The sequence below is a fragment of the Nonomuraea solani genome (genome assembly GCF_900108335.1).
Classification (GTDB): domain Bacteria; phylum Actinomycetota; class Actinomycetes; order Streptosporangiales; family Streptosporangiaceae; genus Nonomuraea; species Nonomuraea solani.
In genome coordinates this window covers 534,149-550,906 of the sequence record NZ_FNVT01000001.1, presented here as the reverse complement: position 1 = coordinate 550,906, position 16,758 = coordinate 534,149, and the positions used below count along the sequence as shown (strand labels likewise).

Annotated in this window: 14 protein-coding genes; 9 read left to right on the top strand and 5 right to left on the bottom strand. The window is 70.1% G+C overall.

The genetic code is table 11. The annotated features are described in order from the left end of the window. Positions 1-136: 136 nt before the first annotated feature. The 5 genes from C4V41_RS02535 to C4V41_RS02515 are packed head-to-tail and all read left to right on the top strand — an operon-like array spanning position 137 to position 5,072. A complete protein-coding gene (locus tag C4V41_RS02535; protein ID WP_200823699.1) occupies positions 137-928 on the top strand; it encodes a PP2C family protein-serine/threonine phosphatase in 792 nt (263 codons plus the stop codon). Beyond that, positions 921-2,210, top strand: coding sequence for a vWA domain-containing protein (locus tag C4V41_RS02530; RefSeq protein WP_103954063.1), 1,290 nt, complete (start codon positions 921-923; stop codon positions 2,208-2,210). The genes C4V41_RS02535 and C4V41_RS02530 overlap by 8 nt, the downstream gene beginning before the upstream one ends. Next, complete coding sequence (locus C4V41_RS02525) at positions 2,210-2,911, top strand: FHA domain-containing protein (RefSeq protein ID WP_103954062.1); 702 nt, start codon at positions 2,210-2,212, stop codon at positions 2,909-2,911. Before C4V41_RS02530 ends, C4V41_RS02525 begins: the two co-directional genes overlap by 1 nt. Further along, complete coding sequence (locus C4V41_RS02520; RefSeq protein ID WP_103954061.1) at positions 2,908-4,269, top strand: hypothetical protein; 1,362 nt, start codon at positions 2,908-2,910, stop codon at positions 4,267-4,269. Before C4V41_RS02525 ends, C4V41_RS02520 begins: the two co-directional genes overlap by 4 nt. After that, entirely contained in the window at positions 4,266-5,072 is an 807-nt protein-coding gene (locus C4V41_RS02515; protein ID WP_103954060.1) for a transporter substrate-binding domain-containing protein, read from the top strand. Before C4V41_RS02520 ends, C4V41_RS02515 begins: the two co-directional genes overlap by 4 nt. Before the next feature lie 51 nt (positions 5,073-5,123). On the opposite strand, the gene rpoD is transcribed toward C4V41_RS02515, so the two are convergent. Together rpoD and dnaG are read right to left on the bottom strand one after the other, a co-directional pair. Beyond that, positions 5,124-6,272: an RNA polymerase sigma factor RpoD gene (gene rpoD / locus C4V41_RS02510; protein WP_407669898.1), complete on the bottom strand. Its 1,149-nt coding sequence runs from the start codon at positions 6,270-6,272 to the stop codon at positions 5,124-5,126. Between the two features lie 310 nt (positions 6,273-6,582). Beyond that, on the bottom strand, positions 6,583-8,424 hold the full coding sequence (dnaG, locus tag C4V41_RS02505) for a DNA primase (RefSeq protein WP_103954058.1): 1,842 nt from the start codon (positions 8,422-8,424) through the stop codon (positions 6,583-6,585). Between the two features lie 205 nt (positions 8,425-8,629). On the opposite strand from dnaG, the gene C4V41_RS02500 reads away from it, so the two are divergent. Then, a complete protein-coding gene (locus C4V41_RS02500) occupies positions 8,630-9,484 on the top strand; it encodes a M23 family metallopeptidase (RefSeq protein WP_235029866.1) in 855 nt (284 codons plus the stop codon). On the opposite strand, the gene C4V41_RS02495 is transcribed toward C4V41_RS02500, so the two are convergent. Next, positions 9,450-10,607 carry an NAD(P)/FAD-dependent oxidoreductase gene (locus C4V41_RS02495; protein ID WP_235029865.1) on the bottom strand — a complete coding sequence of 386 codons (1,158 nt, stop codon included), beginning with the start codon at positions 10,605-10,607 and terminating at the stop codon, positions 9,450-9,452. The two genes, C4V41_RS02500 and C4V41_RS02495, sit on opposite strands and share 35 nt — an antisense overlap. A gap of 45 nt (positions 10,608-10,652) precedes the next feature. Beyond that, entirely contained in the window at positions 10,653-11,873 is a 1,221-nt protein-coding gene (locus C4V41_RS02490; protein ID WP_103954056.1) for a deoxyguanosinetriphosphate triphosphohydrolase, read from the bottom strand. Positions 11,874-11,953: 80 nt separating this feature from the next. On the opposite strand from C4V41_RS02490, the gene C4V41_RS02485 reads away from it, so the two are divergent. From C4V41_RS02485 to C4V41_RS02475, 3 genes are all read left to right on the top strand, one after another. Further along, the gene (locus tag C4V41_RS02485; protein WP_103954055.1) at positions 11,954-13,444 is read left to right on the top strand and encodes a M48 family metallopeptidase; all 1,491 of its coding nucleotides are present in this window, start codon (positions 11,954-11,956) and stop codon (positions 13,442-13,444) included. A gap of 205 nt (positions 13,445-13,649) precedes the next feature. After that, a complete protein-coding gene (locus tag C4V41_RS02480) occupies positions 13,650-14,327 on the top strand; it encodes a protein-L-isoaspartate O-methyltransferase family protein (RefSeq protein ID WP_146103495.1) in 678 nt (225 codons plus the stop codon). Positions 14,328-14,456: 129 nt separating this feature from the next. After that, positions 14,457-16,178: a DUF4832 domain-containing protein gene (locus tag C4V41_RS02475; RefSeq protein WP_103954053.1), complete on the top strand. Its 1,722-nt coding sequence runs from the start codon at positions 14,457-14,459 to the stop codon at positions 16,176-16,178. A gap of 7 nt (positions 16,179-16,185) precedes the next feature. On the opposite strand, the gene C4V41_RS02470 is transcribed toward C4V41_RS02475, so the two are convergent. Beyond that, positions 16,186-16,662: a MarR family winged helix-turn-helix transcriptional regulator gene (locus C4V41_RS02470; protein ID WP_200823698.1), complete on the bottom strand. Its 477-nt coding sequence runs from the start codon at positions 16,660-16,662 to the stop codon at positions 16,186-16,188. Positions 16,663-16,758: the final 96 nt, after the last annotated feature.

Below are 16,758 nucleotides of genomic sequence, written 5' to 3'. Positions count from 1 at the left end.
GGATCCGCAGCGTAGCGAGGACATCCATCACAGCACTCCGAGCGCAGCTCGGCAGGCAGACGCTGCGGATCCGCAGCGTAGCGAGGACACCGTGGATCTGCGGACCGATGCCGTTTGTCCTGTTTGTGAGGCTTCGGTGGCGGTCGGGGATGCCTACTGTGAGGCGTGCGGGCACGCGCTGGGGGCGCCGACCTGTGCCGCCTGCGGGGCGGCCGCCGTGGACGCGGAGGGCTACTGCGAGCGCTGCGGCGTGCGCCAGCCCACCGGCAGGGACCACGCCGAGATCGTGCTCGACGTCGGCGCGGCCGCCGTGACGGACCGGGGCCTGCGCCGCAGCCGCAACGAGGACGCGGTGGCGCTGGTCGAGGCCCCCGCCGGGATCGTGACCGTGGTCTGCGACGGCGTGGGCAGCTCGCCGCGGGCCGACGAGGCGGCCGCGGTGGCGGTGGAGGTCGCGGCCGCCGCGCTGGCCAGGGGCCTGCCGCAGGAGGAGGCGTTCGACCTGGCCGCGCGGGCGGTGGCCAAGCTCGCGCCCTCCATCGACGACGCCCCGGCCTGCACGTACGTCGCCACCGTGGTCGAGCGGGGCCGGATCACGCTGGCCTGGGCCGGCGACACCCGCGCGTACCTGCTGCCCGCCGGCACCCTGCTGACCGAGGACGACGCGATCGAGACCGGCGAGATCACCGCCTGGCTCGGCGCCGACGCCGGCGACGTCGCGCCGCGCGTCGTCACCTTCGCCGCGCCGGGCCCCGGGCACCTGCTGATCTGCAGCGACGGCCTGTGGCGCTACCTGGACGGCTACGCCTTCCCCGCGACGGGGACCCCGATCGAGATGGCCCGCGAGATGCTCCGCCACGCGCTGGACTCCGGCGGCCAGGACAACGTGACCATTGCCATGATCCCCCTAGGAGAAGCGCATGGCTGACCAGCCCGTTTTCACGCTGAACATCGACCAGAACAAATACCTGTCCGTCGACGGCCGCGAGGTGCACGCCATCCTCACGGTCGCCTCGACCGGCGGCGGCATGACCACGCGGGCCACCGACGCGGAGGCGGCCGAAGTGATCATCGTTGACACGTCGGGCTCGATGAGCGGCAGCAAGATCCGTGAGGCCAGGCAGGCGGCCGCGACCGCCGTACAGACGCTGCGCGACGGCGTGCATTTCGCGGTGATCGCCGGTACGGAGTCGGCCAAGGTCGTCTACCCCGGCGGCGCCCCCAAGCTGGTCAAGGCGAGCCCGGCCACCAGGGCGGAGGCCGAGCGGGCGATCAGCCGCTTGCTCGCGCACGGCGGCACCGCCATGGGCGAGTGGCTGAAGCTGGCCGGCCACCTGCTGACCGCGCACCCGTCGGCGATCAGGCACGCGCTGCTGATGACCGACGGCCAGAACAACGAGCGCTCCGACGTGTTCGAGTCGGTGCTGACGGGCTGGAGCGGCAAGTTCGTGGTCGACTGCCTGGGCGTCGGCGACGACTGGGTGCCCGGGGAGCTGCGGAAGGTGGCCGAGGCGATGCTCGGCACGTTCGACTTCGTACGTAACCAGGGGGATCTGCCGGAGTTCTTCCGCCGGCTCACGCAGACGTCGATGAGCAAGACCGTGGCCGAGCTGTCGCTGCGCGTGTGGGTGCCGCAGACCGCGCAGCTCAAGTTCGTCAAGCAGGTCTCCCCCACGCTGCTCGACCTGACCGGCAAGCGTACCGACGTCAACCCGCTGACCGGCGACTACCCGACCGGTTCCTGGGGCGCGGAGGAGCGCGAGTATCACCTCTGCGTCGAGGTGCAGAAGGGGCAGATCGGCCAGGAGATCAGGGCGGGCTGGGTCAAGCTGGTACGCCCCGACACCCAGGACGTGCTGGCCAGCGGCAACGTCCTGGCGCAGTGGACCGACGACCTGGCGGCCTCCACCCGGATCAACGGCAAGGTCGCCCACTACACCGGGCAGGCCGAGCTGCACGAGCTGATCCAGGACGGGCTCAGCGCCCGGGCGATGGGCGACGTCGACACCGCGACCGCCCGGCTGGCCAAGGCCAGGCAGATCGCCACCGAGTCCGGCCGGGAGGACACCGCCAGGCTGCTGGAGAAGGTGGTCGAGGTCGATCCGGCCACCGGCACGGCCCGGCTGCGCAGGAACGTGGAGAAGGCCGACGAGATCGAGCTGGACACGGGCTCGGTGCGTACGAGCCGGTTGCGGAAGGACGGAAGCTGATGGCGACCTGCCCGCAGGGGCACCCGTCGGGCGACGACGAATACTGCGACACGTGCGGCATCCAGATGACGGGGGCTCCCCAGGCCGCACCTCCGCCTCCCCCGGCCGAGGAGGCGACGGCCGAGGCGTGCCCGATCTGCCGGACGCCGCGCGCCGGGCAGTTCTGTGAGGTGTGCGGCCACGACTACAGCAGTGATGGATCCGCGGCGCAGCGAGGACATCCATCACCGCACTCCGGGCACGGCTCGGCGATCGGACAGGGCACCGGTGCCTCCATCTCGGCCCCCGTGACAGGGGCCCGGTGGGAGGCCGTGACGGCGGCCGATCGGGCCTACTACGAGAAGGTCATCGCCGAGGGCGGGCCCGACGCCGACGCGGTGGCGTTCCCGCCGTACTGCCCGGAGCGCTCGTTCGGGCTGGTCGGCGAGCAGGTACGCATCGGGCGGCGCAGCCGGGCCAGGAACACGACGCCGGAGATCGACCTGACCGGGCCGCCCGAGGACCCGGGCGTCTCCCACCTGCACGCGGTGCTGCTGGCTCAGCCGGACGGCACGTACATGCTGGTGGACCCGGGCTCGGCCAACGGCACCCAGGTGAACGGCCGGCCGGTCAAGGTGAACGTCCCGGTCAGGGTCGGCCCAGGCGACCGGATCCATCTGGGCGCCTGGACCGTGATCACGATCAGGGAGGGCACGCCGTGACCCTGGTGCAGGCCCGGGGCACCCCGTCCGCGGTACGCCGCAGCAGCGTGCCCGGCCGGATCCGGGTCATCTCCGGGGTCACGGTCGCCTCGCTGGCGCTGCTGTTCGCCGCGCTCGCGGTCGGCAGTTCGAGCGCGCGCGACGGGCTGCGGGTGATCGGCCGCGACGCCGGCCCGCAGGTCGTCGCCACCGCCGGGCTCTACCTGGCGCTGAGCGACATGGACGCGCAGGTGGCCAACGCGATCGTGATGGGGACCGCCTACCCGGGGCAGCGGAATGAGGCGCTCGCCCGGTACGAGCAGCGGCGCTCCGAGGCCAACACGGCGCTGCTGAAGGCGTTCGAGCTGTCGGGCGACGACCAGGCCGAGCGCATGACCGTGCAGTCGGTGCTCGACGGGCTCGGCCGGTACGAGCGGCTGGCCGGGCAGGCGCTGCTGCTGGACGAGAACGCGAAGCACGCGCCGGGCCCGCCGCCGGTGGACGTGGTGCGGACCTATCGCGCGGCGACCGACCTCATGCGGGTCGTGCTGCTGCCGCAGGCGTACAACCTGACGCTGGAGAGCGGCACGATCGTCCGCCGCACCTACGACGACAAGGCGCTCTGGGTGCCGATCGTGCGCGTCGCCGTGGTGGTGGCCGGGCTGGTCGCGCTGGGCTGCCTGATCTGGCTGCAGATCTTCCTGGCGCGGCGCTTCCGGCGGGTGTTCGGGCCCGCGCTGCTGGTGGCCACGGTCACGACCGCGGTCGCGCTCTTCTTCGGGGTGAGCGTGCTCAGCCAGGACGAGGAGGCGCTGCGCATGGCCAAGACGGCCGGGTTCGACTCGGTGCTGACCCTGGCCAAGACGCGGGCGATCAGCAACAGCATGCAGGGCGACCAGAGCCGCTTCCTGCTGGACAAGGAGCGGGCCGACACCTACGAGCACACGTACCTGGACAAGTCGCTGTCGATCATCTACCTGCCGGCCGGCAACCTGCGGACCTACCACGACCAGGTGAGCAAGGGCACGAAGGACTTCCTCGGCATGCTGGGGCCCGAGCTCGTCGGCGCGGAGGGGAAGAACGTGTTCCAGGCTTACCGGGCCTTCCAGGAGACCGACCGGAGCTTCCGCCGGTTGGTGACGGGCGGGCAGGCCGACGAGGCGGTCGCGGAGCGGCTCGGGCAGGTCGCGACGGCGTTCGACGGCTACGACGACGCGCTCGTGGCGCTGGCGAACCGGCACCAGAGCGCGTTCAAGAGCGCGATCGACCGCGGCGAGGGCGCGCTGGACAACCTGTGGCGGCTGCTCCCCTTCGCGATCGGCGCGATCGGGCTGCTGGTGGTCGCCGGGGTGTGGCCACGACTCAAGGAGTACCGGTGAAGCGGGTGCTGGCGGTGGTGCTGGTCCTGGTCGCGGCGGCCGTGACGGGCTGCGGGATGAACGGCCAGGAGTCGGTCGTGGACAAGGAGCGGCTGGTCATCGGGGTGCGGGTCGACCTGCCGTCGGTCGGGTTCCGCACGCCCGGCGGCGGGTTCGAGGGCTTCGACGTGGACGTGGCCCGCTACGTCGCGGGAAAGCTGGGCAAGGAGTTCTCCTACCTGGGCGTGCTGGCCGCCGACCGGGAGAAGGTGCTCGGCGACGGGCGGGCTGACCTGGTGGTGGCCACGTTCACGATCGATCAGGAACGCAAGAAGCGGGTGCTGTTCGCGGGGCCGTACCACATCTCCTATCAGGACATCCTGACCCGGCCGGGCGAGACGATCGCGAACGTGCGCGATCTCGGCGGCCGCAGGATCTGTGAGGTCAAGGGCTCGAACGCGGCCCAGCGGGTGGTGGAGGAGCGCGAGGTGCCGGCGAAGCTGGTGCCCTTCCCCGACTACGCGAAGTGCCTGGCGGCGCTGAAGAGCGACCAGGTGGACGCGGTCACCACCAACGACGTCATCCTGGCGGGCCTGGCCGCCCAGGACAACTCGGGGCTGCGGCTGGCCAACGCGCAGTTCAACGAGCAGCGCACCGGGATCGGCCTGCGCAAGGGCGACGTGCCGGGCTGCGAGGCGGTGAACCGGGCGATCACCGCGATGTACCAGGACGGGACCGCGGCCGAGCTGCTGCGCAAGTGGTTCGGCAAGGCGGGGCTGAAGTTCGGCACGATCGCCGTGCCCCAGTTCGAGGGCTGCTCCTGAACGAACGAGAACGGGCCCGGGCGTCGGCCCGGGCCCGTTCTCACGCACGTATCAGTCCAGGTAGTCCCGCAGCATCTGCGCGCGCGTCGGGTGGCGGAGCTTGGCCAGGGTCTTCGACTCGATCTGGCGGATGCGCTCCCGCGTGACCCCGAACTCCCTGCCCACCTCCTCGAGCGTGCGCGGATGTCCATCGGCCAGGCCGAAGCGGAGCTGGATGATGCGCTGCTCGCGGTCCGACAGCGTGGCCAGGATGTCGTCGAGCTGGTCCTGCAGCATGATGAAGGCGGCGGCCTCCATGGGCACCACGGCGTCGGCGTCCTCGATGAAGTCACCGAGGTCCGAATCCTCTTCGCCGATCGGCGACTGCAGCGACACGGGCTCCTGGGCGATGCGCTGGATCTCCACCACGCGATCGACAGGGAGGTCCATCTCCTTGGCGATCTCCTCGGGGATCGGCTCGCGGCCGAGGTCCTGGTGGAGCTGGCGCTGGACTCTGACGAGCTTGTTGATGGTCTCCACCATGTGCACCGGAATGCGGATGGTGCGCGCCTGGTCGGCGATCGCCCGGGTGATCGCCTGCCTGATCCACCAGGTCGCGTACGTGGAGAACTTGTAGCCCTTCGTATAGTCGAATTTCTCGACCGCCCGGATGAGTCCCAGGTTGCCCTCCTGGATCAGGTCCAGGAACAGCATGCCGCGGCCCACGTAACGCTTGGCGATCGACACCACGAGCCTCAGGTTGGCTTCGATGAGCCGCTGTTTGGCTCGCGTGCCCTGCCAGACGAGCTCCCTGAACTCCGGGAAGGCCAGACGCGAGACCCCGTTGGCCAGCTTGTCCTCGGCGAACAGGCCGGCTTCGATCGACTTGGCGAGCTCCACCTCCTCCTCAGCGGTCAGCAGTGGCACACGGCCGATCTCCCGCAGATAAATACGGACAAGATCGCTGGTCGGCGCCCGCTTGCCTACGTCTTCCTCATCGGCGCGGGTGGTCTCCTCATCGCCCTGGGGCTCGAGGACCTCCACACCGTTCTCGGCGAGCATTCGCACGACGCGTTCCAGCGCGTCGGACGGCAACTCGGATCGGTCAAGCGCGGCTGCGACGTCATCGACGGTTACGCTTCCGCGCTCCCTTCCCTTCGCGACGAGGTCCGCCACCTGATCTACCGATGGCGGCCCGCTTGGCAGCACCGATGCACCCACGGGAGACAGTCTGCAGTATTGGTTCCATCAAATGGCAGACCCATTTTTGTCACCGAAGGTAAGACGATCGTCCTTACCGATTTGAGATCGCAATAAGGTTTAGCCTGAGTTTGATCAGGAAAGTAAAGTCAATTACGCGGTCTGGATTCGCGCGCCCGGTGACCTCCGCTGGCCGGACGCAACTCTTTCGCGGCCCCGACTCCCTTGTCCGATCACTTTGTCATCCGTTGGACCGCGCCAAATTCCCTGGTCAACCGCCCGGGTATACCGCTTGCGATCGCGGCCGAACCGTTATCAAACCGGGTGTGGGTCAGCTACCCGCGACGCGGGTACGCAGGACCCGGCGCTGCTGCTCCAGGGCCACCAGCTCACCGAACAACTTGTTGTACTCCTGCTGCTCCTCGACCGGATTGAGTCGTTGGATGCGCGACTTCACCTGAGCGATGGCCCGGTCGACCGGCATGGCCTCGACGGCCGTCAGGATGTCGCCGGCGTAGCGCTCCTCGGCGTGCGCGTCGGCGTGGATCGGCTCGACCGCGAACCGGGTCACCAGCCCGCGCGCCCCGTCCTCGTGCGCGTGCTCCAGCAGCCGGTCGACCCACTCCCGCCCGCCGTGCCCGGCCGCCGTCAGGCCGCCGGCGGCGGTGATGACGTTGTACAGGGTGATGTGGTCGGGGGTGGTGAACGCCTGCGCGTCTAGGGCGTCGAAGCGGGGCCCGAGGAGCGCGGGGCGCTGGACGGCCAGCTTGAGAAGCTCGCCCTCCACCCGCACGCTCGGGTCGAGCGGGGCCGCCTTGGGTGCCCGCTGCTGCCGGCCCTGCTGGGCGCCGGACACCTCGGCGATGCGCTGCATGACGAACCGCTCGTCCATGAACCCCAGCCACCGGTCGAGGTCGATGGCGTAGCGCTTGCGCAGGCCGACGTCCTTGATCCCGGCCACGATGGGCGCGGCGGCGTCGAGGGCGGCGATCTTGCCCTCGTTGCTGCGCAGGTCGTAGCGGGAGATCGTGCTCCTGATCGCGAACTGGAACAGCGGCTCCCTGCTCGCGATCAGGTCGCGCACCGCCGCGTCGCCCTGCTTGATGCGCAGGTCGCACGGGTCGAGCCCGTCGCTCTGCACCGCGACGTAGGTCTGCGTGACGAACTTCTGCTCGTCGGCGAACGCCCGCAGCGCCGCCTTCTGCCCCGCCGCGTCGCCGTCGAAGGTGAAGATCACCTCGCCACGGAACTCGGCCTGGTCGAGCAGGAACCGGCGCAGGATCTTGATGTGCTCCTCGCCGAAGGAGGTGCCGCAGGTGGCCACGGCGGTCGGCACGCCGGCGAGATGGCAGGCCATGACGTCGGTGTAGCCCTCGACGATCACCGCCTGCGCGCGCTTGGAGATCTCTCGTTTGGCGAGATCGATCCCATAAAGGACCTGGCTCTTCTTGTAAAGCGGGGAGTCAGGTGTATTCAGATATTTCGGCCCATCGTCGGAATCGAGCAACTTCCGGGCGCCAAATCCGATCACATCGCCCGTAGCATCCCTAATAGGCCAGATCAGCCGCCCACGGAACCGGTCGATCGGCCCCCGGCGGCCCTCCTTGGCCAGCCCGCCCTTGACGATCTCGTCGGCGGAGAACCCGCGCCCGAGCAGATGGCGGGTGAGCGCCTCCCACTCGGCCGGCGCGTAACCCACCCCGAACATCTCGGCGTCGGCCCGCTCGAACCCGCGCTCCGACAGGAACCGCCGCCCGGGCGCCGCGTCGGGCCCGAACAGCTTGCCCGCGTAGAACTCGGCCGCCGCCTTGTGCGCCTCGATCAGCCGGGCCCGCTCGCCGTGGTCGCGCTTGGGAACGTAGCCGCCCTGCTCGTACTGGAGCTGGACGCCGGCCCGCTGCGCCAGCCGCTCGACGGCCTCGCCGAACGTCAGATGCTCGGTCTTCTCGACGAACGTGATCACGTCGCCGCCCTCTGAGCAGCCGAAACAGTAATACATCCCCCGCTCGGGGGTGACGTTGAACGACGGGCTCTTCTCGTCGTGGAACGGGCACAAGCCCTTGAGGTTGCCACCTCCGGCGTTGCGCAACTGGATGTGCTCGCCGATCACGTCGGCGATGGGGGAGCGCTCGCGTACGAGGGCGATGTCGACATCACGGATCCGGCCAGCCACGCCGGTGAGTCTAATCCGCCCCACCGACGGTTCCCGCCCCCTCGGCCCCCTCGCGGGGAAGGAGGGGGTTACCACTGGGCTGCTAAAGGGGGAAAGCGGCTATGCGAGGTCGCCCGGTCGGCTACAAAGGTAAAGGTTGTCGGTGGAAACGGTGACACGGGTGGAGACCATGCGATCGGGGCATTTCGGACGATGGGCGGCCGTCATGGGCGCTCTGCTGATGACCGGCGCCTGCACGCAGGCCACGGGGCTGGCCGGGGTCAGCGCGCAGTCGCCCTCCACGGCCCCGGTGACGGGCACGCCGGAGGTGACGGCCACGATCCCGGACGTCGAGCACCAGTCCGCCGAGCAGCCCCCCACGGGCGGCGACGCGATCAAGGTGCCGCCGCCGAAGCTGTCGAAGTACAGCTACACCTTCCCGGTGAAGGGCTGTAAGACGACCTACCAGCGCAAGCTCCTCGTGCTGCCCAAGACGACGATCTGGGCCAAGCAGGGGTGCGGGTTCGTGGCGCCCATCGAAGGCGTCGTCGACGAGGTGAGCCTCCAGAACCGGTGGAACCCGGCCACGGACGCGGGCGCCGACCGCGAGGGCAAGTTCGTCACGATCATCGGCGACGACGGCGTCCGCTACCTCGGCGGCCACCTCGACTCGGTGGCCGACGGCGTCAAGCCGGGCGCGCGCGTCAAGGCGGGCCAGTTGCTCGGGCGGATCGGCCGGACGGGCAACGCCCGCGACACCGGGCCGAACCTCTACTTCGCGATCTCGTGGAAGACCGGCCCGGCCTTCTGGTGGGTGCGCAGGGGCATGGTCAAGCCGTGGGACTACCTGGACGCCTGGGACTCGGGCAACCGCACCTACTCCCCCAGGGAGGAGACGCTGAAGCTGCGCGGCAAGCTCGGTGAGACGCCGGGCTGCACCGTCCAGTGCGCCGGCAGGCAGGCGATCACACCTCAGTCCCAGCCGAGCGGCAGCAGCACCCCGAAGCCCAGGAAGACCCGCGACCAGGGCGACCCGCCCGAGGTGATCACCCCTTCGATAGCTCCGTTTGGTTCACAATGACGCCCGAGGTGATCAGCTCCTGGATGTCGTCCACGACGTCCCAGACGTTGACGTTCATGCCGGCGATCACCCGGCCGCCGCGCAGCCAGTAGACGATGAACTCCATGCTCTCCGGGTCACCGCGGTAGACGATCTCCTCGTAGCCCTCGATGTCGCCGGAGAACTCCATGCCGAGGTCGTACTGGTCGGTGTAGAAGTAGGGCAGCCGGTCGTAGGACACCTCCTGGCCGAGCATGGAGCGGGCCGCGGCCGGGCCGCCGTGCAGGGCGTTGGCCCAGTGTTCGACGCGGAGGTGGCGCTCGTAGCGGGGGTGGAAGAACTCGGCCACGTCGCCGGCGGCGTACACGTCGGGGTGTGAGGTGCGCAGGGCGGCGTCGGTGCGAATGCCCTGGCCGACTTCGAGGCCGGCGTCTCGGGCGAGCCCGACCTCGGGCGCGGCGCCGATGCCGACCACGACGAGGTCGGCGGCGAGCCGCTCGCCCGAGCTGAGGCGCACGCCGGTCTCGGTGATCTCCGCGGCGGCGGTGCCGAAGCGTAGGTCCACGCCCTTGCCGGCGTGCAGGCGGGCGAACAGTTCGCCGAGTTCGGGGCCGAGCGCGCGGTTGAGCGCGGTGGGTTCGGGCTCGACGACGGTGACGGAGCAGCCGGCCTCGACCGCGGCCGCCGCGGTCTCCAGGCCGATCCAGGAGGCGCCGATGACGAGCACGCGGGCGTCGGCGGCGAAGTGCGCCCTCAGAGCCTCGCTGTCCTCGACGGTGCGGAGGTAGTAGCCGGGCCCCGGCAGGCGTCTCGGCACGGCGCCGGTCGCGACGAGCAGCTTGTCGTACGGCAGGCGCGACCCGTCCCTGAGGCGTATCAGGTGGTGGTCCGGCTCTATCCGGGTGACCCGCATGCCGAGCCGGAGGTCCACGTTGTTGTCCGCGTACCACTCGGGGGTGTGGACGAAGATCTTCTCGCGTTCGCTCTTGCCCTGCAGGTAGCTCTTCGACAGGGGCGGTCTCTCGTAGGGCCGTTCGGTCTCCGCGCCGATCAGCACGATCTCCCCGTCGAACCCCTCCTCGCGCAGCGTCTGCGCGGCCTTGGCTCCGGCCAGCCCGGCGCCGACGATCACATATGTGGCCATGGGCGCAGTATCCGCCCGCGGGAGTCATCCGGAAAGCGGGTTGTGTCAGGTGGCCAACCTGCGGTGCCAGGTTACGGCGGAGGTGTCGGTGAGCGAGGCGATCTGGTCGATCACCACGCGGACGCGCGCCGCGTCGTCCTTCGCCGTCAGGTACGCGGGCCGGAAGGCCGGCTCCAGCGTCCTCGGCGCGCCCAGGGTGATCAGGGAGGCCAGCTCGGTGATGAGGTCGCGCTGCCTGGCCTGGTTGGCGTTGTGGTCCTCGGTGGTCATCACGTAGTGGGCGGTGATGCCCTTGAGCAGGGCGCACTCCAGCCGGGTGGCGTGGGGCACGACGAGGTCGGCGCGGTGGCGGGAGCCGTACACCTCTTTGGTGGCGGTCTGCGCGGACTGGCAGAAGCGGCCGATGAGTCCGCTCGTGAGCGCTTTGAGGCCGGCCAGGTCGGCGATCGTGGCGTCGAAGCGACGCGGCCAGAGGGGGTCGGCGATGAGCTTGGCGAAGACGTCTTCGAGCTCGTTGAGGTCGGCGCCGGGGGCGTACCAGGTGCGGGTGATCTGGCAGACCTGCGCACGCTCGGTGGGCGACTGCAGGGCCTCGGGCGTGACGTGCCCGGAGTGCAGGGCGTCCTCCAGGTCGTGGACGGAGTAGGCCACGTCGTCGGCCCAGTCCATGATCTGCGCCTCGAAGCTCACCCGGCCCTCCGGCGCGCCCTCCCTGATCCACCGGAACACGGGCAGGTCATCGTCGTACACACCGAATTTGGGTGATTTGTCACACGTCCACGGGTACTTGATCGAGGCGTCCAGGGCCGCCCGCGTCAGGTTGAGCCCGGCGCTGCGCCCGTCCCCGGTGAGCACCTTGGCCTCCAGCCGGGTGAGCAGCCGCAGGCTCTGCGCGTTGCCCTCGAACCCGCCGCACGAGGCCGACAGCGCGTTGAGCGCCACCTCGCCGTTGTGCCCGAAGGGCGGGTGCCCCAGGTCGTGGGCCAAGCAGGCGGTCTCCACCAGATCGGGGTCGACGCCGAGGGTGGCGCCCATCTCCCGGCCCACCTGGGCGCATTCGAGGGAGTGCGTGAGCCGGGTGCGCGGGATGTGCTGGCCGCCGCCGAGGGTCTCCCCTGGGCCGACGACCTGCGTCTTCGCCGCCAGGCGGCGCAGGGCGGCGCTGTGCAGCACGCGAGCCCTGTCCCGTTCGAACGCGGTGCGTCCGGGATTGCCGGGAAGTTCCGGAACCCAACGCTCTTGGTCATGCTCGTCGTAGTACGGCATCAGTGCAGTAATTTTATCCAGTTTCCCGTCTCCGCTAATGTCAAGCCTCGCGAGAACCCCTTCCCCGGGAGCCCTCCCCCATGACGACAGCGTTCCGAGCAGTGCTGGCCTTTACCCTGCTCGCCGGCTTCTACGTGCTGGTCGGCCTCTTCCTGGTCGCCGCCATCTTCTTCGACGTCCTGCTTCTGGTCGACTTCCACGCCAACACCGTCAAGTTCGCGATCGTGCTGACACTAGCGGCGGGGGCGCTCGTCCGCGCGCTCGTCATGGTGAGCCGCCGCCGCGACGGCGAGCAGCCCGGCGTGCCGGTCGGGCGCGAACACGAGCCGACGTTGTGGCAGACGGTCGAGGACCTGGCCCAGCGGGTACGCACGGCGCCCCCGGACGAGATCCGCCTGGTCGCCGAGGTGAACGCGGCCGTCTCCGAGGACACCAGGTTCCTGGGCATGAAGGCGACCCGGCGACGCATGTTCATCGGCCTGCCGCTGCTGCAGACGCTCACGGTGGACGAGCTGCGCGCGGTGCTCGGGCACGAGCTCGGCCACTACAGCGGCGCGCACACCCGCCTGGGAGCACCGGTCTACCGGGGGCGGGTCTCGCTCATCGCGACCGTCCAGGGCCTGCGCAACCATCCGTTCATCCAGCGCCTGTTCACCTGGTACGCCAAGCTCTACCTGCGGATCTCGCAGGCCGTCTCGCGCAAGCAGGAGCTGGAGGCCGACCAGTTCGCCGTCGCGATCGGCGGCCGGCAGGCGATGGCGGGCGCCCTGCGCAAGATCCACTCCACCTCCATGGGCTGGGACCTGTACGTCAGCAACTACCTGTCCCTGGCCGGCGTCGGCGGGTTCAGGCCGGCGGCGGTGTTCGGGGGCTTCCACGCGCTGATGAGCGACCCGGAGCGGCAGGCCGAGCTGGCCCGGCTGGGCGAGGAGCCGGAGGAGGTGTCCCCGTACGACTCGCATCCGAGCCTGGCCGAGCGCCTGGCCGCGATCGAGCACCTGCCGGAGCCGCAGCACGTGCCGGACCCGCGCTCGGCCCTGACACTGCTGCAGGACGCGAACCTGGCGGTGCACGCGGTGGAGCGGTCGATGTGGTCGGCCGAGGCGCTGACGTCGCTGCGGCCGGTGTCGTGGGAGGAGCTGGTGGAGCAGGGCATGTACGCCGGCCGCAACGCCGACGCCCTGCACGACCTGGCGATGGCCGGGCAGCAGGTGATGGGGGCCTCGCGGCCGTACCTGGACGCCGCCTTCGAGGCGATCGCGCGGGGCCGGCAGGCCGAGCTGGAGGCCAAGCTGCTGGAGCAGGGCTGGAACGCGTCGGAGACGCTGCTGGCCGGGGTGCTGGGGCAGGCGCTGGAGGCGGTGCTGATCCAGCTCGGGGAGGCCAAGTGGACGCTGTCGTGGTCGGGGCCGTCGAAGCTGCTGTTCGATGACGGGGAGGAGGTGGCGTTGTCGGAGTACGCGGCGCAGGTGGCGGCCGATCCGGCGGCGGTGAGCGGGCTGCGGCGGTGGCTGGGCGACCACGGCATGCGCCACGACTACGTCCCCATGCTGGAGCCCTCCGTCAACTGACCTCCAGGGCTCGTTCGAGTTCGGGGCGGCGACGGCGGGCGGTGTCGTCGACGCGGACAACGGCATTCACGAACCCGCCAGGGAGGGGTGTTTCGGGCATGGGCCCAGCATGCCGGATGGCCGGTGTATTTCATCGACCACCTTGCCACAGTACGATCTGTGCCCGTACGGTCACCCTTAGCATTCGCCCGGCGGAGGAGGCGCTGTGAGCAGGCATGACGGCGGTACCCAGCGAAGCTCGACCATGCTGCCCCACATCGCCTGGCGACTCGAGGCCATGATCGCGGCGATCGGCGAACGACGCCCGCCTGCCACCGGCCCCATCGTGCAGGCGCTGCGGAAGGCGCCCCGCCACTGGTTCGTCCCCTCCGTGGGCCTGGCGCTCGACGACCACGGCGGCGCCGTGCCGATCGACCGCGAGGCCGATCCGCCGGCCTGGTGGGACGCCGTCTACTCCGGCAAGCCGATCGCCACCCCGCTCCGCCAGGGCCGCGGCATGGCCTACACCTGCGTCAACCCCGCCCCCAGCGCCGTCGTCGACCTGCTCGAACTCCTCGATCCCCGGCCCGGGCAGCGGGTGCTGGAGGTGGGCACGGGCAGCGGGTGGATCACCGCGCTGCTCTGCCGGCTGACGGGCGAGTCGGGCAACGTGACCTCGGTCGAGGAGGACGCCGGGGTGGCCGCCGTCGCCGGCCGCAACCTGGCCGCCGCCGGGGTCCGGCCGCACCTGGTCGTCGGCGACTGCGTGCGCGGGTGCCCCGAGCGCGGGCCCTACGATCGGGTGCTGGCGCTCTCGACCGTGCCGAACGCGTGGGCCGCACAGGCGCGGCCGGGGGCGGTGATCGTGGGCGGGAGTGACCGGGCCGCGCGGCTCGACGTCTGACTTCACCCGGAGTCCCTGATTATCGGCGGCGGTTCCCTGGATCAGGCGTAGTGGGGCTTGACTTAATTCGCATGGACTCCATGATTAGTCGCAAGTCCGCGACTCCTCGACGATCCGCCTAGGAGCCCCATGCTCACTCGTGTCCTCGCCCTCCTCGCCTTCCTGTGCGCGTCGGTCCTCGTCTTACCCTCAGCGGCGCAGGCCGCCATCACCGGCCAGTCGGCCACCAACACGGCCACGACGGTGACGTACCAGTTCGGCTACACCGGCAGTCCCGCGTACGCGCGCACGTACATCGACACCGACCGTAATCCCGCGACCGGTCTCGCCCAGAACGGCGTCGGCGCCGACTACCTCCTGGAGAACGCCTCCCTCTACCGCCACAACGGCGGCGGCTGGAGCTGGACGCTCGTGGGAGCAGCCACCTACTCCGCCGCCGGCGGCACGGCCAGGTGGACGGTGCCGCGCTCGAACCTCGGTGAGAGCGCCACGCCGAACGACGCCGACCTCGTCTTCCAGGTCGAGTCCCCGCTGGAGACCTCCGCCAAGCTCACGCACGTCTACAGCGGTGGCGGGTCGGTGACCTACGCACCCACGACCGAGAACTTCGCCAACCCCGAGCGCGGCCTCTACCACCACACCGGCGACTGCGACAAGAACGACTTCGACCTCGCCACACTGCGGGGCTACCGCGACAGCCAGGGCATCTCGCTGGTGATGTGCGTGTTCTACCTGGCCGAGTTCAAGACCTCCCCGATCAGCCAGGCCGCGCTGGACCAGTTGCGGCAGCAGCTCGACACGGTACGCGCGGCGGGACTGAAGATGATCCTGCGCTTCGCCTACACCACCTCCACCGACGGCGCCGACGCCTCCAGAACTCAGGTACTGGCCCACCTCGACCAGCTCGCGCCCTACCTGAGCGGCAACAAGGACGTCATCTACCTCATGCAGGCCGGGTTCATCGGGGCCTGGGGCGAGTGGTACTACACCCAGAACTTCGGCAACGCCGGCACGGTGACCGCCGCCGACTGGGCCAACCGCAAGGCCGTGGTGGACAAGATCCTCAACGTGCTGCCCTCGACGCGGATGGTGCAGCTACGGACGCCCAAGTTCAAGCGCACGATGTACTCCACCAGCCCGCTGCCCGCCGGCCAGGCCTACAACGGCTCGGCGCTCGCGCGGCTGGGGCACCACAACGACTGCTTCCTGGCCAGCCCCGACGACTACGGGACGTACGAGGACGCGGCGGTGGAGTATCCGTACCTGCAGGCCGAGACGGCGTACCTGGCGATGGGCGGGGAGACGTGCAACCCCAACCCGCCGCGCTCGGAGTGCCCGACGGCCAAGGACGAGCTGTCGCGCTTCCACTACTCGTACCTGAACACCGACTACCACCCCGGCGTGCTCGGAAGCTGGAGCACCGGCGGCTGCCTGGCCGAGATCACTCGCAGCCTCGGTTACCGCTTCGCCCTCCAGAACGGCACCTACCCGGCCACCGCGACCCGGGGCGGCAACCTGCCGATCAGCCTCACCCTCAGAAACGACGGGTACGCCGCCCCCTTCAACCCGCGCGGGCTCGAACTGGTGCTGCGCGACACCGCCACCTCGGCCATCCACCGCCTGCCACTGACCGCCGACCCGCGCAAGTGGGCGGCCGGGGCCACCAGCACGATCACGCAGACGCTCAAACTGCCCGCCTCGATCCCGGCCGGCAGCTACGCGCTCCTGCTCGGCCTGCCCGATCCGCAGCTTTCGTCCAGGGCCGAGTACGCGATCCGGCTCGCCAACGAGGGCACCTGGGAGGCGGCGACCGGCCTGAACAAGCTCCTGCACACCGTCACCATCAACTGACCCCCGCTCAGGTGTCCTCAAGGGTGGCCAGCCGGGCCGTGACGTCGTCGGCGAAGCGGGCCAGCAGGCGGCCAAGGTCCGCGCGGTCCTGTTCGGACCAGTGGGCGATCGCGCCGGTGAACCAGCCGATCAGCGTACGCGCGTAGCGTTCGGCGGCCACCCTGCCCTCGTCGGTCGGCTCGATGAAGCTGACGCGGCGGTCGTTCGGGTCGCCGGTGCGGCGTACCAGACCGTGCCGCTCCAGTTGCTGGACCTGCCGTGTGACGTGCGGCTGGACGAGCTGCATCCGCTCCGCGATCTCGCTGATCCGGAGCGGCTTGCCCGTCAGGTGCAGGGTGACCAGGACGGAGAAGGCCGGCCGATCGACCCCTACCCCGGCGGAGTCCATGGCGTGCTCGGTCAGGCGGCCGCGGCTGATGGCGGTGCCCAACTGCGCGAGGCGGGGCATCACGGCCAGGATCTGGTCGTCATCCGCACTGCTCATTCGACACTCCATTTGCATACTTAAAACATGTATCTATATAGTGGACTTCGCGGCTGAACCCATGGCCGCACCCTGCCCGCGATAAGGATACCTAAA

Bases quoted from the DNA above. Each gene is read 5' to 3' on its own strand.
- C4V41_RS02475 (WP_103954053.1), top strand. From the start codon at position 14,457: ATGCTCACTCGTGTCCTCGCCCTCCTCGCCTTCCTGTGCGCGTCGGTC.
- C4V41_RS02490 (WP_103954056.1), bottom strand. From the start codon at position 11,873: ATGCCGTACTACGACGAGCATGACCAAGAGCGTTGGGTTCCGGAACTT.
- C4V41_RS02470 (WP_200823698.1), bottom strand. From the start codon at position 16,662: ATGAGCAGTGCGGATGACGACCAGATCCTGGCCGTGATGCCCCGCCTC.
- C4V41_RS02495 (WP_235029865.1), bottom strand. From the start codon at position 10,607: ATGGCCACATATGTGATCGTCGGCGCCGGGCTGGCCGGAGCCAAGGCC.
- C4V41_RS02525 (WP_103954062.1), top strand. From the start codon at position 2,210: ATGGCGACCTGCCCGCAGGGGCACCCGTCGGGCGACGACGAATACTGC.
- C4V41_RS02485 (WP_103954055.1), top strand. From the start codon at position 11,954: ATGACGACAGCGTTCCGAGCAGTGCTGGCCTTTACCCTGCTCGCCGGC.
- C4V41_RS02500 (WP_235029866.1), top strand. From the start codon at position 8,630: ATGGGCGCTCTGCTGATGACCGGCGCCTGCACGCAGGCCACGGGGCTG.
- C4V41_RS02530 (WP_103954063.1), top strand. From the start codon at position 921: ATGGCTGACCAGCCCGTTTTCACGCTGAACATCGACCAGAACAAATAC.